The organism is Paenibacillus marchantiophytorum, assembly GCF_014640555.1.
Classification (GTDB): Bacteria; Bacillota; Bacilli; order Paenibacillales; family NBRC-103111; genus Paenibacillus_E; species Paenibacillus_E marchantiophytorum.
Window position 1 is genome coordinate 39,466 of the sequence record NZ_BMHE01000019.1, and the last position, 22,206, is coordinate 61,671.

22 protein-coding genes are annotated in these 22,206 nt (G+C 47.5%); 9 read left to right on the forward strand and 13 right to left on the reverse strand.

Going from position 1 to position 22,206, the window contains the following annotated elements; all coding sequences use genetic code 11:
- Positions 1 to 9: 9 nt before the first annotated feature.
- Positions 10 to 2,055: a (Fe-S)-binding protein gene (locus IEY34_RS18415; protein ID WP_189013825.1), complete on the reverse strand. Its 2,046-nt coding sequence runs from the start codon at positions 2,053 to 2,055 to the stop codon at positions 10 to 12.
- A gap of 574 nt (positions 2,056 to 2,629) precedes the next feature.
- Between IEY34_RS18415 and fadR the strand changes: the two genes are divergently transcribed.
- The 4 genes from fadR to IEY34_RS18435 all read left to right on the forward strand — a co-directional run bounded on the left by fadR (position 2,630) and on the right by IEY34_RS18435 (position 5,582).
- A complete protein-coding gene (fadR, locus tag IEY34_RS18420; protein ID WP_308423031.1) occupies positions 2,630 to 3,226 on the forward strand; it encodes a fatty acid metabolism transcriptional regulator FadR in 597 nt (198 codons plus the stop codon).
- 39 nt (positions 3,227 to 3,265) lie between these two features.
- Positions 3,266 to 4,030 (forward strand): electron transfer flavoprotein subunit beta/FixA family protein, encoded by a 765-nt coding sequence (locus IEY34_RS18425; RefSeq protein ID WP_189013829.1) that lies wholly within the window; start codon positions 3,266 to 3,268, stop codon positions 4,028 to 4,030.
- 18 nt (positions 4,031 to 4,048) lie between these two features.
- Complete coding sequence (locus IEY34_RS18430; RefSeq protein WP_189013831.1) at positions 4,049 to 5,032, forward strand: electron transfer flavoprotein subunit alpha/FixB family protein; 984 nt, start codon at positions 4,049 to 4,051, stop codon at positions 5,030 to 5,032.
- A 133-nt stretch (positions 5,033 to 5,165) separates the two neighbouring features.
- A complete protein-coding gene (locus IEY34_RS18435) occupies positions 5,166 to 5,582 on the forward strand; it encodes an ester cyclase (protein ID WP_189013833.1) in 417 nt (138 codons plus the stop codon).
- 334 nt (positions 5,583 to 5,916) lie between these two features.
- Here the strand turns inward: IEY34_RS18435 and IEY34_RS18440 are convergent, their stop codons facing one another.
- On the reverse strand, positions 5,917 to 6,102 hold the full coding sequence (locus tag IEY34_RS18440; RefSeq protein WP_189013835.1) for a DUF4177 domain-containing protein: 186 nt from the start codon (positions 6,100 to 6,102) through the stop codon (positions 5,917 to 5,919).
- Between the two features lie 225 nt (positions 6,103 to 6,327).
- Complete coding sequence (locus IEY34_RS18445; protein WP_229757715.1) at positions 6,328 to 7,359, reverse strand: YheC/YheD family endospore coat-associated protein; 1,032 nt, start codon at positions 7,357 to 7,359, stop codon at positions 6,328 to 6,330.
- A 281-nt stretch (positions 7,360 to 7,640) separates the two neighbouring features.
- Between IEY34_RS18445 and IEY34_RS18450 the strand changes: the two genes are divergently transcribed.
- Positions 7,641 to 8,672: a hypothetical protein gene (locus IEY34_RS18450; RefSeq protein WP_229757716.1), complete on the forward strand. Its 1,032-nt coding sequence runs from the start codon at positions 7,641 to 7,643 to the stop codon at positions 8,670 to 8,672.
- A gap of 109 nt (positions 8,673 to 8,781) precedes the next feature.
- Here the strand turns inward: IEY34_RS18450 and IEY34_RS18455 are convergent, their stop codons facing one another.
- From IEY34_RS18455 to IEY34_RS18475, 5 genes are all read right to left on the reverse strand, one after another.
- Positions 8,782 to 9,747, reverse strand: coding sequence for an alpha/beta fold hydrolase (locus IEY34_RS18455; protein ID WP_189013841.1), 966 nt, complete (start codon positions 9,745 to 9,747; stop codon positions 8,782 to 8,784).
- Positions 9,748 to 9,894: 147 nt separating this feature from the next.
- A complete protein-coding gene (locus IEY34_RS18460) occupies positions 9,895 to 10,104 on the reverse strand; it encodes a YezD family protein (RefSeq protein ID WP_189013843.1) in 210 nt (69 codons plus the stop codon).
- Between the two features lie 19 nt (positions 10,105 to 10,123).
- A complete protein-coding gene (locus tag IEY34_RS18465) occupies positions 10,124 to 10,954 on the reverse strand; it encodes an alpha/beta hydrolase family protein (RefSeq protein WP_189013845.1) in 831 nt (276 codons plus the stop codon).
- A 211-nt stretch (positions 10,955 to 11,165) separates the two neighbouring features.
- The gene (locus tag IEY34_RS18470) at positions 11,166 to 11,564 is read right to left on the reverse strand and encodes a DUF4395 domain-containing protein (protein WP_189013847.1); all 399 of its coding nucleotides are present in this window, start codon (positions 11,562 to 11,564) and stop codon (positions 11,166 to 11,168) included.
- Positions 11,565 to 11,634: 70 nt separating this feature from the next.
- A complete protein-coding gene (locus IEY34_RS18475) occupies positions 11,635 to 12,408 on the reverse strand; it encodes an ATP-binding cassette domain-containing protein (RefSeq protein ID WP_189013849.1) in 774 nt (257 codons plus the stop codon).
- A 363-nt stretch (positions 12,409 to 12,771) separates the two neighbouring features.
- Here IEY34_RS18475 and cysT point away from each other — a divergent pair, with 363 nt between their 5' ends.
- The 4 genes from cysT to IEY34_RS18495 are packed head-to-tail and all read left to right on the forward strand — an operon-like array spanning position 12,772 to position 16,610.
- A complete protein-coding gene (cysT, locus tag IEY34_RS18480; protein WP_229757717.1) occupies positions 12,772 to 13,578 on the forward strand; it encodes a sulfate ABC transporter permease subunit CysT in 807 nt (268 codons plus the stop codon).
- Entirely contained in the window at positions 13,575 to 14,381 is an 807-nt protein-coding gene (locus IEY34_RS18485) for a sulfate ABC transporter permease subunit (protein WP_189013852.1), read from the forward strand. The genes cysT and IEY34_RS18485 overlap by 4 nt, the downstream gene beginning before the upstream one ends.
- Positions 14,382 to 14,395: 14 nt before the next feature.
- Positions 14,396 to 15,481 (forward strand): ABC transporter ATP-binding protein, encoded by a 1,086-nt coding sequence (locus IEY34_RS18490; RefSeq protein WP_189013854.1) that lies wholly within the window; start codon positions 14,396 to 14,398, stop codon positions 15,479 to 15,481.
- 34 nt (positions 15,482 to 15,515) lie between these two features.
- Entirely contained in the window at positions 15,516 to 16,610 is a 1,095-nt protein-coding gene (locus IEY34_RS18495; RefSeq protein WP_189013856.1) for a sulfate ABC transporter substrate-binding protein, read from the forward strand.
- A gap of 90 nt (positions 16,611 to 16,700) precedes the next feature.
- Here the strand turns inward: IEY34_RS18495 and IEY34_RS18500 are convergent, their stop codons facing one another.
- The 5 genes from IEY34_RS18500 to IEY34_RS18520 form a co-directional block, all read right to left on the reverse strand.
- Positions 16,701 to 17,183, reverse strand: coding sequence for an acyl-CoA thioesterase (locus IEY34_RS18500; protein WP_189013858.1), 483 nt, complete (start codon positions 17,181 to 17,183; stop codon positions 16,701 to 16,703).
- Between the two features lie 32 nt (positions 17,184 to 17,215).
- Complete coding sequence (gene purT, locus IEY34_RS18505; protein WP_189013987.1) at positions 17,216 to 18,394, reverse strand: formate-dependent phosphoribosylglycinamide formyltransferase; 1,179 nt, start codon at positions 18,392 to 18,394, stop codon at positions 17,216 to 17,218.
- A 150-nt stretch (positions 18,395 to 18,544) separates the two neighbouring features.
- Complete coding sequence (locus tag IEY34_RS18510) at positions 18,545 to 20,509, reverse strand: vWA domain-containing protein (RefSeq protein ID WP_229757718.1); 1,965 nt, start codon at positions 20,507 to 20,509, stop codon at positions 18,545 to 18,547.
- Positions 20,460 to 21,350, reverse strand: coding sequence for an ATP-binding protein (locus tag IEY34_RS18515; RefSeq protein ID WP_189013860.1), 891 nt, complete (start codon positions 21,348 to 21,350; stop codon positions 20,460 to 20,462). The genes IEY34_RS18510 and IEY34_RS18515 overlap by 50 nt, the downstream gene beginning before the upstream one ends.
- A gap of 129 nt (positions 21,351 to 21,479) precedes the next feature.
- On the reverse strand, positions 21,480 to 22,184 hold the full coding sequence (locus IEY34_RS18520; protein ID WP_189013861.1) for a hypothetical protein: 705 nt from the start codon (positions 22,182 to 22,184) through the stop codon (positions 21,480 to 21,482).
- Positions 22,185 to 22,206 lie beyond the last annotated feature (22 nt).

Below are 22,206 nucleotides of genomic sequence, written 5' to 3' on the forward strand. Positions count from 1 at the left end.
AATATCCTCCTACATGAGTTTTTCGGTTTTCCCAAACACCGATAAGGCAAGAATTTCAGCGATATCTCGCGCTTTAACTCGCTCCTCGACCTCCTTGAGCTTCGTTCCATCCTCCACCATTGTCAAACAATAAGGGCAGGCCGAGCTGATAACGGTCGGATTCACACTCAAAAGCTGCTCCGTCCGCGCCGCATTCACGCGTGTTCCTGCGGTTTCTTCCATCCACATCATCCCACCGCCTGCACCGCAGCACATGCTGTTCTCACGGGAACGCGCTTGTTCAACCAGTTGTACACCGGGGATCGCTTTAAGTACGCTGCGCGGTTCTTCATAAACCTCGTTATAGCGGCCCAAATAACATGAATCATGGTAAGTAATGCGCTCTCGAACTTCATGCAGCGGCTTCAGACGCCCCTCCTTCACCCACACATCCAACAGCTCCGTGTGATGGTAAACTTCAGCCTCGAGACCGAATTCGGGGTATTCATTTTTAAAAGTATGATACGTATGCGGGCACGTCGTTACGATTTTCTTCACCTTATACTTCTGAAAAGTCGCAATATTATCCGCACACAGCTGTTGGAAAAGGAATTCATTGCCCATACGTCTTGGGGTATCGCCGGAATTTTTCTCTTCATTGCCCAATACGGCAAATGAGATGCCAGCTTCTTTCATTAGTTTCACGAAAGCATGCGTAATTTTGCGACTGCGATTATCATAAGCTCCCATGGAGCCTAAGAAAAACAAATAGTCAAATTCCGGTTTCTCTTTGACCGTTCGGATGGCTAATTCATCCTCGGGATCTACCTCTTTGACCCATTTCACGCGATCATTGCGGCTGATTCCCCACGGGTTTCCTTGCCTTTCGATATTTTGCAGCGCACGCTGGCCGTCATGCGGCATGCTGCCTTGCGTTAAGACGAGATGTCGACGCAGATCGATAATTTTATCCACATGTTCATTGCCGACTGGACATTGATCCTCGCAATTGCGGCATGTCGTACAAGCCCACAATTCTTCTTCCGTAATAACACCTCCGATAAGCTCAACCTCCAGCGGATTGTGATCACTATGGCTGGCAAAAGCAATGGCCGGAACCCACGGAGATTTGGATGTAATGGCAGCGCCTTTTTCCGTCAAATGATCCCGCAGCTTCGTAATCAAATGCATCGGCGACAGCATTTTCCCCGTCGTATTGGCAGGACATACATTCGTGCAGCGCCCGCATTCCACACAGGAATAGAAATCGAGCATCTGCTTCTGCGTGAAGTCCTCTATTTTGCCGACCCCGAACGATTCCGCATCCTCATCTTCCAAATCCAGAGACGCCAGCTTGCCAGTTGGCTCCGTACGGCGAAGCAGGATATTAATCGGCGCTGTAATAATATGAAAATGCTTGGATTGCGGCACATAAATCAGAAAAGATAATAGAATTAATACATGCATCCACCAGCTGGCATAAAAGCCTATCGTTGCACCTGTATGGGACAGGCCTTGGAATATGGCGGCAAATAAAGATGAAATCGGAGCAAATCCCGAAGTTGCAAGCCCCTCGCGCACGCGTTCAAAACCTCCGCTTACAACAACCGAGAGCATCAAGAAGAAAATAAAGAACACAACGATGCTTGGTTTCCAACCGCGTTTTAATCGCTTCAGCTTCTCGACATACCGTCGATAAGTGGCGTAGCCCATAGCCAGGAGAATCAAAGCTACCGTGACTTCCTGCATCAATGTGAAGTAATCATAGCCGGGGATTGGTAACCCATGGCCAATTAATCCTTTCAGAATGAGATCAAGCGCACCTAATTGCAGAATAATGAACCCATAGAAGATGACAATATGCATGACACCGCTCTTCTTATCCTTGAGAAGCTTGGTTTGACCAAACACCTGAATAGCGAATTCCTTGAGCCGCGCCTTGGCTTCTTTCTTCAAAGGCACGGATTTCCCAAGCTTGATGTACAAATATCGGTGATACACAACCCGGCCGAACAAGTAAACCGCGCATCCTGTAACCACTAAAAACAAAAGGAATTGAATAATGCTACCTATCATGGAGCAGCCTCCTTGCCGTTGTGATAATTGGGGCGATAAGAGCCTTTTGAGACTTCTATTTCGCCTTTTAGCAGGTTTTTGGGGAAGATAAGAGTCTTTAAAGGCTGCTATCTGTGCAAAAATCCCTTCTGGAATCCCTTTTCCCATTGGATAAGAGCCTTTAAGGACCTCTAATTCAACTTTTAGTCCCGACATTTGTGTTTTAGAAGTCTTTAGAGACTTCTATCTCGTATAAAAGGCCCAAACGTTCAAATTTGCTTGCTCTCGTTCTTGTTCTTGCTCCTGCTCTTACTCTTGCTCTTGCTCTTGCTCTTGTAACACCCACACTTGCACTTCCGCATGCATCAATGCCCAATAAGTAACCGCTTACATTCAAGCATCGTAAAAAAGCAAATCCCCTATCCTCTTATTCACAGAGTCGAAAAATGCTTCAATGTTTGCTGTAGGCCCACTACAATTCTCACTTGCTTAGTTAAGCTGAAGAAGTCGTTGACAAGGCGTACTACGTATTTTATGATGAAATTACGAAAATGAATGAGTATTCATTCACCGATATTTGTATCTTAACACCGAGGTGATCTCCTTGACAAGTAGCAAAAAACCAGACAAGTATTACGCCATTCTCGAAGGTGCCCTGAAAGTATTTGCCGAGAACGGGTTCCACAAATCACAAGTTTCTCGCATCGCCAAAGAAGCTGGTGTCGCGGACGGAACGATCTATCTCTACTTCAAAAAGAAGGAGGATATTTTGACCAGCCTGTTTCAAGAGAAATTAGGCGAACTTGTAGAGAAGTTTAATCAAGGTGTGGGTGAGCATATGTCAGCCCGAGCAGCACTGATGAAAGTCTGCGAAATTCATTTCAGTGAGCTTGAAAACAACATTCATCTAGCCTATCTTACTCAAATCGAGCTTCGCCAGAGTGATATGCTCCTTCGCCAAGAGATTGGTCTGGCACTAAAGAGATATATTATCCTGATCGAAAATATATTAGAAAGAGGCAAGCGCGAAGGCAGCTTCCGCCCTGATTTTGATGTGAAGCTTGTGAGGCTGCTCATTTTTGGCGGTATGGACGAAGTGGTGACTTCTTGGCTCATTTCCGGTCAGAAATATTCCTTAACCGCTCAAGTCGGCCCCACGATTGATTTCTTCATGAAAGGCATTGAGCCATAAGGGACTCTATATCATGTATATTCAGGAAGGAGCTTGACTATGGACATTTTTGTATTAGTAAAGCAAACGTTTGATACCGAGGAGAAAATCGTCCTGCAGGGCGGCAGCGTGCAAGAGGATGGCGCTAAATTTGTAATCAATCCCTATGATGAATACGCGGTAGAGCAAGCTATCCAAATCCGTGATGAACTTGGCGGGAAAGTAACCCTGCTTTCGATTGGCCCAGATCGCACAGCGGAAGCACTCCGAACTGCGCTAGCAATGGGTGCCGACGAAGCTGTCCTGATTACTGACGAACGTATTCTAGGAGATGAGTATGAGGTTGCCGAAATTCTAGCCAGCTATTTGCGCACCCAGTCCTATGATCTTATCCTTGGCGGCAATTTCTCCGTGGATAACGGAGCAGGCCAAGTCGCCGTCCGCCTCGCCTCTTTACTCGGATTACCTCACGTTGGCTCTATTACGAAACTGGACATCGAAGCAAGCAAAGCGGTAACCCACCGCGATGCCGAAGGGGATGTTGAAATTATTGAAGTGCCGCTGCCCGCCTTATTCACAGCGCAGCAAGGTTTGAATGAACCGCGCTACCCTTCCCTTCCCGGCATCATGAAAGCCAAGAAGAAACCTTTTCAACATCTAACGTTGGATGATATGGAAGGCGCTGCTTCCGCAGTCGCCAAAACGACGCGAGTCGAACTTGCTCTGCCCCCGGAGCGCAAAGCGGGGCGTATTCTCAAAGGGGAAGTGAACGCGCAGGTATCCGAGCTTGTGCAAGCACTGCGCAACGAATCCAAAGTGATTTAAGAAGGGGAGGCTATTCCTATGGCGAAAACATTTCTCGTTGTTGCCGAAGCACGCGGAGGCAAACTGCGTCAAGTATCCTTTGAGGCTTTACGTGCGGCCCAGCTATCGGCTGCTGAAGGCGACAGCATCACCGCTGTTCTGATTGGCGGCAGCGGAAGCGGAACACTCGCTACTGAACTGGCCGCTTACGGCGCTTCCAGCATCTACGTGGTCGAAAACTCAGCGCTTGAGCACTACAACTCAGAAGCTTATGCCAGCGCCCTTCTTGCTGTTGCGGACACGGTCCAACCTGGCGCTATTTACTTAGGCCACACGGCCATTGGCCGAGATCTAGCCCCCCTCGTTGCGGCTCGACTCGCCGCTGGGCAAATCTCAGATGTCACCGCTATTGCGCGCAGCGGCGACACCGTGCAGTTCACTCGACCGCTCTATGCAGGCAAAGCCGTCGAAAAGAAAGCGTTTACCGACCCGAATGACATATGGGTCGTGACGATCAGACCCAACAACATCGCAGCTTCCGAGCCTGACGCTTCGCGTCTAGCCTCTGTGATCGATGTTGCTTATCCCGCTCCCTCCCTGCGCAGCATCGTCCGGGAGGTCGTGAAGAAAACGTCCGGCACCATCGACTTGGCAGAAGCCAAGATCGTTGTCTCCGGCGGACGGGGCGTGCGCAGCGCCGAGGGGTTCCAGCCGCTCGAAGAGCTGGCTGCCGTCTTGGGCGGCGCTGTCGGGGCTTCCCGCGGAGCCTGCGACGCGGGCTACTGCGAGTACGCGATGCAAATCGGCCAGACCGGCAAGGTGGTGACGCCGGAGATCTACATCGCGTGTGGGATTAGCGGCGCCATCCAGCATCTCGCGGGGATGAGCTCGTCGCGTGTGATCATCGCGATCAACAAGGACGTCGAGGCGCCGATCTTCAAAGTCGCCGATTACGGCATCGTCGGCGATCTCTTCGAGGTCGTGCCGCTGCTGACCGAGGAGTTCCGTCAGCTGCTGAAATAGCAGCTTCCATAACCCACCCCGATGGGATGATTTTGCTGTCGGAGGTGGGTTTTTATGTGATCCCCGCTTGATATCACCCCTTTCTTTCCAGTAAACTCAACATGCAAACAACGAAGAGGAGATCTTATAGCCAATGACACCTACAGAAATCGTTCAACTATTTTTCCGCGACGTACGATCCGGTCTGCTGCCAGATGCCGCCAATGCCTACATGTCTGAGCAGGTGCTGGCCCATCAAATAACGTCCGAAAACGAGACAACCGTCCACCGCACACCAGCCAATTATGCCGATCATGTAAGAGAAATGATCGCAGCTTATGGCGCGTTTAAGTTGGAAATCCAAGAATTGATTGCCCAAGATGAGCGTGTTTATGTCCGTTGGAAACAAACCGGAACCCATGCGGGAGAAGTTGATGGCTTCCGGCCGACAGGCCAAACCATCGTTGAGATCGCAAGCGCTGTGTATCGGGTCCATAACGAACGCATCGCCGAGTACTGGATACAAATTGATCGCGAAGGTCTTCGCTTGCAACTCCAAAATAACGCCTGATCCCGCCGGTTCACACTCATACCTGAGAAAAACGGCTACTTGGCTTGAGAGATGAGCTGAATGAGTTCCTTACAAGTGACAAATTCTGTTAAAGGAACTCCAATACGCTAGTTATGAAAATATATGGGATTTTTGGGTGATAACGGAACTACAGGGTCTTATTTTCACGAAAAACACTGAAAATCCCATCAAACAGCAAATTAACGGACTGTAGTTCCCTCAGCCTTGCTATAATGCCACTTTTGGCTGGAATAGCGCACCGTAGTTCCCTCTCATCTCCGCGCAAGGCAATTCGGGCAACTCCTCGATCACTCTTCAAAAAAAAGCAAACGACTCATCTTGAAATGAGTCGTTCAAAAATAATCTCATATGCCATAGGTTTACCATGACCATTATAGTTTGTTGGTAAAACCTGCACTAACCTCCATCCTTCTTTGGCGTTTTCGTCAATGGCTTCCCGATGCTTTGCGGAGGAGAAAAATCCACCTAACGATGTTTCTACATACTTGTATTCGTACATTTTGTTTACCACCCTTCTCCAAAATCAGGCCAAGTTATCGACACGCGAGCGCAACTCCGTCTGGCGGACGTTCACTTCATACCGTCTAAGGATGACGATACGATCTCCAAGCTAAATAGGCTACTGGCCGCAAGGTCTGGCGAACCATCACACGGTTATTAAGACGATCCGCGGGTTGATAATCGGCCGGTACGCCAGCAACGGATAACGCCGGTGGTCGATCGGTTATTGAGATAGATAATAAGCATAATCCAACGGTCTGCTATAAATTTTACGTCTGTAGCACTTGAGCTCTTTGTATATATTTTTTTGGGGTTTTCCGTTAAGCTCGATAATCCATAACTTGCTTTGTTCGTCTATTGCAAAATCTACACTCAATTCTCCCAATGACCCCATCAGAGTTTCTGTTTCTTGTGCGGCCTGTATACTAATCTCATGCAGGGATCGAAGGATCTCATTGATTTTATCTGGCGAACATATTTGCGGAAGAATTTCAACAACATCATAAATAGTTTCACACATACTCGTGTTAAAGTAGTGTTCATAAGCTAATCTAGATGTAATGGCGGAAACCGTCCATTCTCCAAGAATACCTTTTTGAACAAGGACGCGGATATCAAAATACTGATGATCAAATTGACTCATACGAATCCCTTGCTGCACCATGTATTTCTTCAGGTTGAGTACATCCAATTTTTCCTGAATGTCCTCATTTTTTCTGCAAATATATCTTGGAGCCAAGCTATGCAACGAGATGTGAGTATCTCCATTATCCGTTAGTTCAACCCGATACACAGACTTACCCTTAGCTCCGTACGAGGGTTTAATGAATATCAGTTTATATTTCTCTAATAGTTCTGATATATTCACTTCATTATATATAAATGTGTCTGGTACATAGGTTTTAAGATTTGACTGTTTTAACTGGTTATAGACATGCCATTTATTAAAAAAATTGATACTATTAAAACATTTGTTTCTACCAATCGCCTTCTCTAGACGTTGAATAGTTACAAGCTTTTTGTTAAAACATTGGTTATAAACGACATGAGGAAAAGGAAACGAACTTTGCTTCCAGATGCCATTCTTCAGGCTAAGTCCAATAATACGTCGTTCCTTCCAATGTATATCTGCAGGTGTAAAGACGTAAAGTTTCAGGTTTAGATTGTGATAACGTTGATAAATCCCCAAAATTCTTTTTCTGCTTTTTCTTTTAGTTACCATAATACCTACTAAAGGGTGCTTCTCCAATCTCATCACTCCCTTGCCTTTGCTCTCTTTTATTAGCTAATGCAGGAATTGACATAATGCTATGGACAAGAACATAGACGAGCAGAAAATCAGCTAATTTACTACTCTATCAGCCTAAATTTTAGTTTATAGGTACTAGCTGTGTTCATTCTAAATGTTTGAAATATGATACATTACGTTTGATAATAGGGAGTGAGACTATGGGAAGATGTAATTGTCCACCAGGGCCACCTGGACCCGAAGGTCCGCGAGGGCCCCAAGGGCCTCCTGGTCCAGCAGGAGCGCAGTTGTTACAAGAACTGGGAGGAGCAATCGCAGCGGTTGGACCTGCGGGAACTGCTGGAGCGCTTGGACCTGCGGGGCTGGCAGGACTTGTAGGAGCAATTGGTCAAGCGGGACCTGCGGGACTCGCAGGGGCACTTGGGCCTGCAGGGCTGGCAGGAATTGCAGGAGCAATTGGCGCAGCAGGGCTAGCAGGACCAACAGGACCTGCGGGACCAGTAGGTCCTGCGGGAGCAGTAGGACCTGCGGGAGCTGCGGGAGCAACAGGAGCAACAGGAGCAGCAGGAGCAGCAGGAGCAGCAGGAGCAACAGGAGAAACAGGAGCAGCGGGAACTGCGGGAACTGCGGGATCAGCAGGAGCAACAGGAGCAGCGGGAACTGCGGGAGCAACAGGAGCAGCGGGAACTGCGGGAGCAACAGGAGCAGCGGGACCCCAAGGTATACCAGGTCCTACTGGAGCTACAGGTCCGGCAGGACCATCAGCAGGAGGAATAATTCCATTTTCAACGGGGATCATCCTAAGTGGCGCTACAGTCGTATCAGCTGCTCCAATTTTAATGGGTTTTGGCAGCCACACGGTTGAAGTTATAGACGCTTTTGGAGAATCAACGATGCCACCAGAAGCAGGTGGTTTTGCTTTCCCAATTCCTTTTGCAGGTACCGTTCAAGATCTGCAAATAAGTGTAGATTTATTGGTTGCTTCTGTCGTTTCAATAAATACGCTCGGTCTTCAATATGATTTTACAGTATTCCTCGCATCTTCTGTTCCTAATAATGGGATTGATCACAGTTCTTCGCCCTACGTAACAACGCTACTGACTAGCTCGGTTAGATTCGGATTTCCGAATACGGTTATTACACCTGGTAACCCCTCCGGTTTCCGTACCGCCACGAATAGAAATGTCGGGGGCTCATTAGTCGTAGCTGAAGGTGATCGTATTGGTATTCGGGTAAGGACGCTAGCGGAGACAGATCCATCAGCAGCCGACATTACTCAACTCTCGTTTAGTGCCAGTCTCTCTTATACTCCTTCTTAATCCACAATGCGCAGGCATTTATCACCGTACTTCAAAAGGGAACCCTATCAAAGGGCTCCCTTTTGAACGTAAATTTACACAATCCTTAGGCTACCGTTGTTTCATTATACTATCGTTTCCCACTCCGAAGAGAAGCTACCTGCCTATTCAGCCACTCACTAATATCCGTCATCACTTCTTCCCGATTCACTTCATTCAACATTTCATGTCTGCCGCCTGGATACAGCTTGCTGCTGACCTTCTGTAGTCCAATGGCCTGGTACATGGCAAGCAATCTACGAACCCCTTTTCCATGGCCGCCAACCGGGTCTTCTTCACCGGAGAAAACGAAAATCGGCAAATCTTTACGAATTCGGCTTACATGAGAGGACTGATGAATCTCTTTCAATCCTTTAAAGAAGTCACGGAAATAACCAGACGTGAAGATCACCCCACAATAAGGATCTTCCACATACCTATCTACTTCCTCTGCATCACGGCTAAGCCAGTCAGACTCCGTTCGGTTCGGAGCGAATCTTTTATTGAAAGCTCCGAAGGATAAATTAGTCAGCAGCTTGCTGCGATGATGATCGCCGCGAATAGCCGCTTCTAGGCTTGCCACAAGTATGCCGACTTGCAGAACAGGCCCTTCCTTGCCGTTAGTCCCAGACAAAAGGATGCCTTGAACGTGCTCCGGATTCTCATTTACATAAGTAACCATGTAAGACTGCGTCAGAAAAGAACCCATGCTGTGCCCCAATACATACAATGGAATATCCTTAGCATGGCGAAGCCGGATTTGTTCCGTGATTCCCCCCATATTGGCTGCCATGCTGTGAAAGCAATCCTTGCCAAATTTGCCGACGTTCCCGGGTACTCCAGCCGTTAATCCGTGACCGAGATGATCATTCGCATAAACGGCATAACCTTGCTCTGTCAATGTTTCTGCTAATCTTTCATACCTGGCAGCAGTCTCTGACATCCCATGTGCAATTTGCACAATTGCTTTTATAGCATTCGCCTCATCCGGCAACCATTCATAGACATAGTGTTTGTTCATCTGTGTATCGTTCCAATGGAAATATTGCTTCTGCATGCTTGATCCAACTCCTATCATCGTACACGCACACGATGTTTGTTTGCGCTTTCCCTTTCAGTATACCGTTTCTTTTTCATGAAAACAGCCCCCTTTCCGAAGAAAGAGGGCTGTTCCTATAATTTATTATAATTGCTTTCGCGAGGTCTATCCTTTACTTGTTTGCTTGACTGCCTTCACTGCCTGGAGCTGTGATGACTGTTGAGATGACGCATCAAATCGCTTTCTTTCTGTCTTATCAATTTGGGCAATCTTCCCATCATGAACCACAATTTGAACGGAGCCATATTCTAACCCATTTAACATTTGCTTTATTCTGTCCACCCAAACATCATCTAACTCCAATGGTTTCGCCATCTCAATTCCTCCGCTTCTTTTATATCGTCCAGTCGTTCCAATCATTTTTTTGTTTGTGAAGGAAGGTTAACCAATTCCCTGTTTTTTCAAATAGCTCCTTGGTTGAACCGTTCGTTGAGTACGTATGATCCGCTTGAAAAATCAAATCAATTTCGCATTGACCTTCATTTCTCAGCCAGAACATTTTCTGATATAACGGCGCGTAATCGACGGGGACCGTATCATCCGCTGTTCCATGCATGACCAGAACATCACCATTAAATTTGCGCAGCTGCTCGAAGGGTTGATGCTGCGACAACGAATCAAAGAATCGACTTGTCAGCAAGTAGCCATGATGATCAATTGCTCCTCCAAGCGGCAGTTTCTCGTAGTCACTTTTGCCTACGATTCTTACAATATCGTTGTGTGGGTGAGCTACAGCTGACCAGAGGACAAGCGTTTTGATTCGGCTATCCTTAGCTGCAGTCAGCACGGCAGTTGCACCGCCTAAGCTGTGACCGACCAGAATAACCCGGCTTAGATCCACACAATCAATGGTCAGTGCATAATCAATGACACTTCGTGTTTGCTCGATAAGCACATCAAGTCCGCCCGCGCCATAATCGCCTGTGCTTTCCCCGCATCCGCCATAATCAAAACGCAGGACCAAATATCCTTGCGAGCTAAACTCACGAGCAGCTTTCACAAACAGCCGATCCACCCCTATCCGGCTCCCAATAAAACCGTGACAGATGATGATAAGCGGCCAACGTTGACAGTCTGCTTTGGCAGGGACTGTTTGATTCGTCGGGTAATGCAGCGTTGCGGCCAATTCGACGTCTTCGCTTTTAATTGTGATTGCGTGCTCCATGATGTTAACTCCCTTTCGTGATTGCATATAATTCCGATAAATTTAGTATGAATTAATTGTTATACCCATATTAGCATCCCCAAGGCAGAGGTGTCAATCCTATTTTTAACATATTCCCGGCAAAAAATTCTGTACGTGAAAAGACTCCCAACTTGCTTCTGCACAAGTGAGAGCCTTGCAAGATCATCTTCCGGCTGACTTATGAAAATGATTATCGGAATCTAATTTTGTACTGGTAATAAATCGTGCAGCCAATGCAGTAGCCCAGAAGCGCAGCTCCCGCGGCTAAAAGGAGGAAACCTGTGAAGATATACCCTGCAATATTCCACCCTAGCGCAAATGCTGCCAATGAGACGGTAAGGAAGATAACTGCCAAGGCATTGTTAAACTTCGTTAACTCCGCTGCTTGTGTTTCCTTGCCCTTCGTCAATAGAAATGGATTCGAAATCGTGACAAACAGATTCCACTTCCCACCCCCAATCAGTCCCGCAACCTGAACTGCCCACAGCAAGGCCACCAACCAAGGCAGTTGAAAAGCAAATGCGAGCAATACACCAACCACAATACCGGTTTGATTCGCTTTTACGTAAGCCATTGGGATTTCTTTCATCTAATATCCTCCTTATTTCAGCAACAGTGTACCCACGGAAAGACCATGAATTCTACTTGGCTGTGAAACTTTAAATTGAAAATGCTTCTACAGCTGATATTCTCGCTTGTTCATACGGTTTCTTAACTAACAAGCGGTCCAAGATCGTTTTCTCAAAATAAGCGAAACCGCTATCATGTTCTCTTGGCCTAGCCAGTGATATTTTCAAATCCAACCCTATTTTCCCTTCTTCAATAATGATTACGCGATCCGCCAGTGCAACGGCCTCACTCACATCATGTGTGACTAACAAAACAGTAAATTGCTGATCTAGCCAGAGTTGTTCGATGAGCTGCTGCATTTCGATCCGTGTCAAGGCATCTAACGCGCCTAACGGTTCATCCAGCAGCAATAGCCTTGGATTGCCAGCCAATGCGCGAGCTAGGGCTACTCTCTGTCTTTGACCGCCAGACAGCACGGAAGGCCAATCATCTTGCTTATGTTCAAGGCCAACCTGCTGCAAAGCACGATAAGCAATTTCCTTATCACCAGACTTAACACCAATCCGGACGTTATCGATATTCTTTTTCCATGGGAGCAATCGATGTTCCTGAAATAACACCCTGGTGTCTTCATGAACACCCTGAAGCGATTGGGCATCGAGCAGAATAGCACCACTTGAAGCTTCGTCTAGTCCTGCGATCAAACGAAGCAGCGTGCTCTTCCCGCAGCCGCTGCGGCCGACAATAGCAACAAACTCTCCTTGTCTGATGTTCAAATCAATGCCGGACAATACATGAGTAGATCCAAATGCTTTATTGACATTGCGTATATTGAGATGAATTCCTCCAAGTTTACTGCTCATGACCGCACCCCTTATTTGGATTATTGACTATTCGTTAATTAACGAGAAGACTCCCAGTCCGTGCCCAACATCGCTGGCAAGACGGGAATTTCCAGTCATCTGGTCGATTCTTTCACTAAATAATAATTCATACCCGTTTACTTGGATATAGGTTGAGTCTTATACTATCATCGTGAATTCCACTCGTCAACGATAATTTTCCAAAACCGAATCACTTCATCTTATAGAATGAAAATGGATTGAAAATTTTAATTTCTTGAATAAAAAGTCGGTTGATGTATTGACAAATAAGTCCAACGACTGGTATATTCAATTTACTATTCCGAGTAAAAAGGTATGATTAATGACAATAGGTGGTGTAACGTGGGAAATAAGGTATTTAAAGCTACGGTTCGATCTGTGCTTATTGGCTATCTGATTGCACTTCTGCTTATCCCGATTGGATCCATTTATATGAAAGGATTTTCATTAGGATGGGATCCATTTTGGAAAGAAGTTACAGGACCGTTAGCCTGGAAATCGATTTTGCTTACAGTTAAGCTCAGTATTATCTCTACTATTATTGAAGCGATTATTGGAACCATCATTGCTTATGTCCTTGTCAGATATACATTCCGAGGCAAAAGCATTCTGAACAGCATGGTTGATCTTCCCTTCTCGCTGCCAACTTCCGTCGCTGGGTTAATGTTCCTTACCCTACTAGGACCTTCAAGTCCACTAGGTGTTTGGCTGGATCATTTTGGCATCAAGCTGCTTTATAATCAGACAGCTGTTGTCATCGGACTTGTCTTCGTGACATTCCCATTCGTTATCCGAACCGTTCAGCCGCTATTGGAACAGCTCGATCCTGCTGAAGAACAAGCAAGCTTTACGCTGGGTGCAGGTAAGTTCTACACGTTCCTGCGAATTGTATTCCCTGCCATTTTCCCCGGTATTATCGCCGGCAGTATGCTCGCATTTTCACGATCGTTAGCCGAGTTTGGGGCCATTTCCTTAATTTCCGGTAATTTACCGGGTAAAACAATGGTCGCCTCGGTCTATATATACGGTGAAACACAGAACTTCAATCCCGAAGGCGCAGCCGCCATTTCGATCGTACTCCTTACATTGTCTGTCCTGATTCTATGGCTGATCAATGTATTGACACGCGGAAAGGGGCGACTGGCATGAGAAAAGTTTTAATCACCATCTCATTTCTCGTTATTTTACTACTCATTATACTTCCGTTTCTGGGAATTACCTTTGGCGCATTTGAAGATGGCTTTCAAGCCTTTTTTGATTCGCTCAAGCGGCCAGAAGCTTTGCACGCTTTGAAAATCTCAGCTATTATCGTCGTCATCGTCACCATTCTTAATACCATAGTAGGCGTATACGTTTCCTTAGCCATCGTTCGCGGCTCTTGGATTGCCCGATGGTTAAAGCCCATCATTAACGCAATCATAGATTTACCTTTTGCCGTCTCACCTATCATTGTCGGTTTAATGGTTATTTTAATCTTCGGACCGAATACGGCATTAGGCGCTTTTATGGAAGATCATCATATGAAAATAGTATATGCCATTCCCGGCATGGTTCTGGCCACGATGTTTATCACTTTCCCTTTAATGGTTCGAGAAGTTGTGCCTTTACTTGAAGAAATCGGTACCCAATCCGAAGAAGCTTCTGCCACATTAGGCGCTGGTCCTTGGCGTACATTCATTCAAATCACATGGCCAGGTATCCGCTGGGGCGTTCTCTACGGGCTCATTCTTACCGTCGCAAGATCGCTGGGCGAGTTCGGTTCCATACTGGTCGTATCCGGCAACATTATCAATCAAACGCAAACTGCTACAACGCTCGTCTATCAAGATGCTGAACAATTTCAGCTCGTTGCAGCCAACAGCTTGGCATTCGTTCTGGGACTCATCTCCATTTCAATTCTACTGACACTTGAATGGTTAAAAAGAAGAAGCGAGCACTTGCGGAATCAATAAGGAGGAGCATTCCTATGCACATCGAGGTCAAAAACTTAAACAAACATTTCGGACAATTTCATGCGATCAAAGATGTTAATTTCAGCGTTACCAAAGGCCATCTTGTCGGCTTGATCGGGCCAAGCGGCGGCGGTAAAACGTCCATTCTTCGCATGTTATCCGGTCTTGAGGCTCCTACCGCTGGCGATATCTATTTCGATGGCAAACTTGCCACTCATCTTCCCGTTCAAGAACGAGGTATTGGTTTTGTTTTTCAGAGCTATGCGCTTTTCAAGCATATGACCGTCTTTGATAATGTAGCGTATGGGCTTAAAGTTCTGAAAAAACCAAAAGATTTCATCCAAGATCGGGTCACTTATTTGCTAAAACTTATGGGTCTTGCTGGCAGTGAGCGCAAATATCCGCATCAGCTTTCCGGTGGACAGCGTCAACGCGTTGCTTTTGCCAGAGCGCTTGCGCCTGAACCTCAACTGCTCCTGCTCGATGAACCGTTCGCCGCGATTGATGCCAAAATCCGCAAAGAGCTGCGCGTCTGGCTGCGCAATCTTATCGATGAATTTAAAGTAACGACGTTGTTCGTTACCCATGATCAGGATGAAGCGATCGAAGTTGCTGACGAGATCATTCTCGTTCAGGGCGGCAAAATCGAACAACAAGGCAGCCCATGGGAAATCTACACGAAGCCTGCTTCTTCCTTCGTAGCTTCCTTTATCGGTGAATCCAACATTATCTCGCAATATACCCCTCTCATTGGCTTCCCTTATTTGCAAGAAGTACAGCAAGATGGCCATTGGCTGCCTGATGTTAATGTCATGATTCGTCCCGAATCCATCGAAGTCCGCTCCGGTGACGTAAGCCATTTGGCAACTGCCGGAGAAAAAGGAACAGTAACTCATATTCATTTCCGCGGAGATTCATGGTATTTGGAGATTGATACCGGTTCCCTCAAACTATTTGCTTATCAATCTGTGAAAGAAAAGATTTATCAACCTGGCGATGAAGTCAATATTCTTATCCATCAGATTTCTGTCTTCACCAAAACGGAGAACAAAGTCATTGAAAATCAGGCGAAACAAGATCCGCTGCCTGTTTTTATATAATCAAATCATATAAATTAGAAGGGGAGTTATCACGATGAAAAATTTCAAATCTTTAGGTTTAATCACAGCAACATTATTTACAGCGAGCATTGCCCTTACAGCTTGCGGCTCAGGCACAAGCACCAAAACAGGAAGTACCCCATCTCCATCAGCAGCAGCAAGCACGACACCCAAAGCAGATGGCGGTAAAGTCACCATCACACTAGGTGCTTATTCCATTGTGAAAGATTCATTCGATCAAATCATTCCTAAATTTAAAGAAGAGTGGAAAAAGAAAACCGGCCAAACCGTAGAATTCCAAGAATCCTATGTCGCATCAGGTTCGCAAGCAACCGCGATTATCCAAGGTTTTGAAGCCGACATTGCCCCTCTCTCTCTAGAAGGCGACATCCAAAAAATCGTGGAAAAAGGCTTAATCACCCACGATTGGAAAAACAATAAATACAAAGGCTTCATCACTGGCTCGATCGCTGCAATTGGCGTACGTGAAGGAAATCCGAAAGGCATTAAAGACTGGGCTGATTTAACAAAACCAGGCGTTGAAGTGCTGATTCCAAACCCAAGCACATCCGGCGGAGCCAAATGGGATATCAATGCCGTGTATGGCGCAGGTTTGAAAGCTTCCGAAGCCGCTGGAAAACAAGACCCTGCCGCAGCCAAGGATCTGCTAGCTAAAATTTATAAAAACATTAAAGTATTGGATAAAAGCGGTGCTGACTCTCTTACAACCTTCGATAAAGGTGTAGGCGATGCCATCATCACTTATGAAAATGAACTAGTCGCTCGTATTCAATCCGGTAAAAAATATGTAGAAATCATCCCGCAGTACACGACATCCATTGAAAATCCAGTAGCTCTTATTGATAAATATGTAGATAAACACGGAAATCGTGAAGTCGTTCAAGCATTCCTAGATTACCTGTATACACCTGATGCTCAAAAAGTATTCGCAGACAAAGGCTTCCGTTCCGTACTTCCAGAGGTAGCTAAGCTATATGAGAAAAACTATACGAAACCTGCCGGTTTGTTCAACATTGAATACCTTGGCGGTTGGGATAAAGTGAACAAAGAGCTTTATGGCAAAGGCGCTATCTGGGAAACCATCCTAGCTGAAGGCGGCGCGAAGTAATAACTGCAAGAAAGCCCGGAACGAAGGGAATCCTTCGCTTCCGGGCTTTTTGATGTCAAGGATCTACGATCCCTCTTGGTATGGCAGTCCTTACAAATTCGCATTCCGTTCCTCTTTGCGAAGCTTACGAGCAGCAAACCTTGTTTCCGCTGTCTCAAACAGACGTTTTTCTTCATCCGTCTCAGGGATGATCTCAGGCACTGGACAAGGCTGTCCATGCTCATCCAAGGCGACGAAGGTCAAATAGGAAGTCGCCGTGCGCTTTTTCTCACCTGTCAGCAAATTCTCCGATTCCACTTTCACGAATACTTCCATAGAGCTGCGATGTGTCCACGTAACGAAGGCCTCAAGCTGAATCGCTTCCCCCAGTTTAACCGGGGCAAAGAAATCCAAGCTGTCACTGGAGGCTGTAACGACAGCTCTGCGACAGTGGCGCATGGAAGCAATCGTGGCAACCTTATCGATATATTGCATCACACGGCCGCCAAATACAGTATTATGATAATTCGTATCTGCCGGTAAAATAATTTCCGTCAATATTGTTCTGGAGAGTCTTGCTGGTTTGGCTTCCACAGTATGTTCCTCCTGATGTTACTAGGGTGCTACTATTCGTAGTTCAAAGTCAACTTCCCAGCTGCTTGCTTAGCAAGGCTGCGCGCTTCTTCCACTGTACTGCCACTGCTCAGTGCAACGGCCATTCGACGGCCCACTTTCGTTTCCGGCTTGCCAAATACACGAACTTGCGTATTCGGAACGGATAACGCTTCTTCGAGTCCGCTGATCGTATAGGCCACCTGCTCACGATCTGCTTTGAGCGTATAGCTGGCTCCTGGTGTCAACAAGCGAATTCCTGTAATAGGCAAACCAAGAATCGCTCTGGCATGCAGCGCAAATTCACTCAAATCCTGCGTTGCCATTGTGACCATCCCCGTATCATGCGGTCGAGGCGAAACTTCGCTGAAATAAACACCATCTTGGGTTAAAAATAATTCAACCCCATAAATGCCATAACCACCGAGGGCATCGGTAATGGTTTTAGCCATATGCTGAGCATCTAGAATTTGTTGCTCGGTCATGGCATGAGGCTGCCAAGACTCAATGTAATCTCCCTCTTTTTGGATATGGCCAATAGGTTCACAATAGGTTGTTCCTGAAACAGAACGAACGGTCAGCAGTGTAATTTCCGATTCGAAATGAATGAATTCTTCCACAATCACGCGAGCGCTCTTGGCACGTCCGCCTTCCATGGCGATGTTCCACGATTGCTCAATCTGTTCGGGAGTTCGACAGACGCTTTGTCCTTTGCCGGAAGAGCTCATGATTGGTTTGATCACACAAGGTGTGCCGATTTCTGCAACAGCCGCATGGAGTTCTTCCAAACTGTTGGCGAAAGCATATTTGGCTGTTCGCAGTTCCAGCGTTTCGGAAGCTAGACGACGAATCCCTTCACGGTCCATGGTCAAGCGGGATGCCGTTGCCGTGGGGATAACACGATAGCCTTCCTTCTCAAGTTCAACAAGAATAGGTGTTGCGATCGCTTCAATTTCCGGGACGATAAGATCAGGTCGTTCTTGCTCGATTAATGCTCTCAACTGCTCTCCATCAAGCATATTAATCACATGACTGCGATGTGCAACCTGCATGGCTGGGGCATTCGCGTAGCGGTCGACAGCGATCGTCTCAATGCCGAGGCGCTGTGCTTCAATCACCACTTCTTTGCCTAGTTCTCCTGAACCTAATAGCATGATTTTCTTAGCTTTATTCGATAACGGAGCTCCGTACATGACGAACATTTCCCCTTTCATTTTGCCCAATCTCAGATCTTCTAACAAAGACGCGCTATATATGTAGAAAAAAACGAACAACTCAGAGATACAGGGTACTTCTCCCTATCATTCATAAAATACCCTGATCTATTGTAATGGATTTCGACATTAAAAGATAGATTTCAGCAGAAGTTTACGCAAAACCGGCACTATTTGCTCATGCAGCTCATCGACATGCGGAACGACAATGCTGCTGCGTCCATACATATTTCGCATCATAATCCGCTGTGTTTCATGAATAACCCCACTCGCCAGAAAAATACTAATGACTTCAATGCCTAGGCGCCTCGCATTCATCACGGCCTCATAGGTATCGAGAATGCCGATATCGTTGTAATTGGCTGCCGAAGGCTCCCCATCCGAGAAGACAATGAGGATGCGCTGCCGCTCTGTGCGGCGCAGCAGCCGCTCGGTCATCTGACGGATTGCGAAGCCGTCGCGATTGTCCTGCTGCGGCTCCAACTGCATCAGAGCTGCTCCGCTGCCGGACGTGAGCGAAGAGGAGAAGTCAACGGCTACCTGGAACAGGTTCGGCGCCTCCTTGTCGGTAACACGGTCCGCGTCCTCCCAGAAGCCCACGATTTCATGCGGGATTCGCAGGGTGTGCAGCGTCTCGTGAAACAGCACGAGACCTAGCTTGGTTTCGTCCATTTTGTCGTACATGGACGCGGAGCAGTCGACGAGCAGCGAGAACGCTGCGTCGAGCTGCGGAACCGGCGCGCGCTTCTTGTAGAAGAGGCGCGGCATCTCTTGCGTGAAGGCTCGCGTCAGCCGCTTGTCGAGCCGCCCGAATAAGCGATCGCCGCGCGGGGCGATCCGCTTCTGCTCCAGCGTGCGCCGGATCGCACGCTGCAAAGGCTTCGCGAGCGGCGCTGCGCGCTCGCTCAGGCGCCTGTAGGCGGCCTCCTGCGCAGCAGTGGGCCGCCCTGGCGCAAGCCACGTCGCCGTCGCGTACGCGGCGACAGCGCCCGCCCCGTGCCCCGCGGCAGCGGGCACGGCAAGGCTCTCGCGCCGGCCGGAGGCGGCGCCGGTGCGCTGGGCGCGCAGCGATCGCCCCTGGGCGATGGCGAGCGCCTGGTCGGCGGCATCGCCCTCGCGGGGCGCAGACCCTTGCGCGGCGGTGCGTGAGCCGCGCTCCAGCTCGAACCGCAGCAGCCCAGGGCTGCGGTCACTGGTCTCGCGGTGCCAGGTCGGCAGACGCTCCTGGCCCGGTAATTGACGCTCCCCCTCCAACTCGGGGAGCACATCCTCATTGGCGAGCCGCTTCGCGCGCTTGAGCTCGCCTTTGTAGCCCGCAGGCAGCGGCTCCGCCACGCCGCTGCCGCGCTGTGTCCAGAAGTAGGCAGCCACAGCGTCACGGTCCACCCAAACACTCAGCGAGTCCAACATCGCCTCGCAGCAAGCTGCAACCTCTGCCGTATGTTCAGCTTCTTCCATTTGCTCTAGCAAAGGAAATAACTGGACCATTCGAGTGCTCACTTCATCTGCCTCAGCGAATTTCCAGTCTACTCCTGTAAACCAGCCATAAGTAAATAGCACAACAGCGTCAGCGAACTCGCTTTTGTTCAAATGCGACTTCAACTTATGCTGAAAATAAGCGCATAGAATCCGATGCCGATGAGCAAAAACGCGCGCAGTTCCCGGTCGCCGAGCTCGGCAAATACGCTCCAAGCGCATGTCTTCACATAGTGCGAAGAGACTGTTCGCGAGTTTAGGATACTTCGATTGCTGGCAGAATTGTAAATACGCTTGGACAGCCTCGGCTCCTGTAAACCATGCACTGCCAATCCCGCGCAAGTAAACATCGCTTTTCATGCCAGCAGCTTTATCGATCGGCGGATAGTCCCACCAAAATTGACTCACCTTGATACGCGCGGCTTCTTCCTCATAATCCGCATGGAAAGCTGATTCCACCTCAACCTCTTTACGCTTGGTAAACATCCTCGCCAAATCTACAAGCTGCATCTGCAGCATGGCGTCCACTTTATCGTCTAACAAACTCAATTTCCCTACGAACATAGGCTTAGAATAACGTTTCCGCCGCATTAATGACGGCAGCACGTTCCCTTTCATCCTCCAATTTATCTGCAATTGCCCGAGCAACTGCCCGCAAGGGAGGAATGTACGCTGTCAAATCACAAGCATCCAACAGGGCTCGAATAGAGCCCGCTTCATCAGGAAGCTGCCCCATCTCAATGAGCGTCAATAAATCGGCCGAAAGCTGCACAAAGGTTTTCAACTGCTTCTCATCTTGCAGAACAGATTTGCTTTTAAGCAGATGATATAAAGCATCTCCCTGCAAATAGGGAACATCAATCGTAATAAAGCGATTTTTGAGAGCCTCGTTGAGCGGCACGGTTCCCATATACCCTTCGTTAATAGCTGCAACGACCCTGAAGTCAGGGTGGGCGGTAACGACTTCTCCTGTAAACGGATTTGTTATCGATCGCCGGTAATCCAGTACCCCGTTAATCAAGGATAACGTTTCTGGTTTAGCCATGTTAATCTCATCTATGTACAAAAAGTGGCCTTTGGTCATCGCCTTCATAATTGGCCCTGGGATAAATACGATATGCGCTTTCCCCTGTTCGTCGTGCGCAAGCGTCTTAAATCCGAGTAAAGCTTCGGCATCCAAATCTGTTGAACAGTTCACAGCGTGCATCGGTTGTTCAAAAAGTGCGGACACATGCTCTGCAAGCTTTGTTTTACCTGACCCGGTAGGACCCTTGAGCAGCACATTTTTGTTCAGAAAGAGCGCAATCAAAGCATCGGCTAAAATATCTTCATTAGGTACTTCAAATGCGGCTGAACCAATCAGTTTACGTTCGTCCTCGTCAGGAATTGAACTTCTGCTTTGTATCATTTGTTCCAATTGCTCATGTATGATTTCGGGTACTCCCGCTGTCCTTAGCATGATTCATAGTCCTCTCCTGAAACTTTCTGTTGTTCCTCTTACTATTTATCAGGAAAGGTTAGCTTGTCAAGCCTTCTGCCTAGAATGCTAAAACCCCCAGCCATCAGCTGGGGGAGACCTTGTAGTTTGTTAAGGCAATATGTTTTTCTGTCCTGTCGAATAGGTTGGAAACGTATATTGAACCATCGTATTAAACTCATTCAAAAAAGGGTCCATTCGTTTATTGCTGCGTTGTTGACCGTCATAAAACAGCATCCGATTCACATAATGCGGGTTCGTAGAAATAAAAATGTTGGCGTCCGGATAAATCCGCGTCAGCAAATGCTTAATGGCATTCGAACTTTCGGCAGGCAATGGCTTGGCAGATAGCCAATCCAACTGTGAACCTGCTCCGGAACCGAATAAACCTGCTCCAATCTCGGGATCATTGGTTTTGCTCAACATTTTAACGCCATCATCGGCGCTCATCGCCTGCATACCGCCCATATCAACGGCTACATAGATGTTGTTGTCCGTAAGGGCAATGGCTGTTGAGCCTAGATGCGCTGCTTGGATAACTTGATCCGCCAAATCGCGGTTCATCGTCAGATGTGTGTTCGTGTGTGCTTTAATGTTATCGATTGTAGCCACCTTCATGGAAGGCTGAGGAGATTGGTTCACACTTTTAGCGCCAAGTGAGGCATTTTCATTATTTCTAAGACTCGTGTCCCAGCTTCCAGCATGGGGATTGGAGGAGCTTGCTCCAGCCTGATTGTGCGGACTAGCTGCCCCGCAGCCTGTTACTAAACCGATGAGCACCGCGGATGCGACGAATTTGAATAGCTTTTTCCTCATAAGAACCCCTCTTTCTAACGAA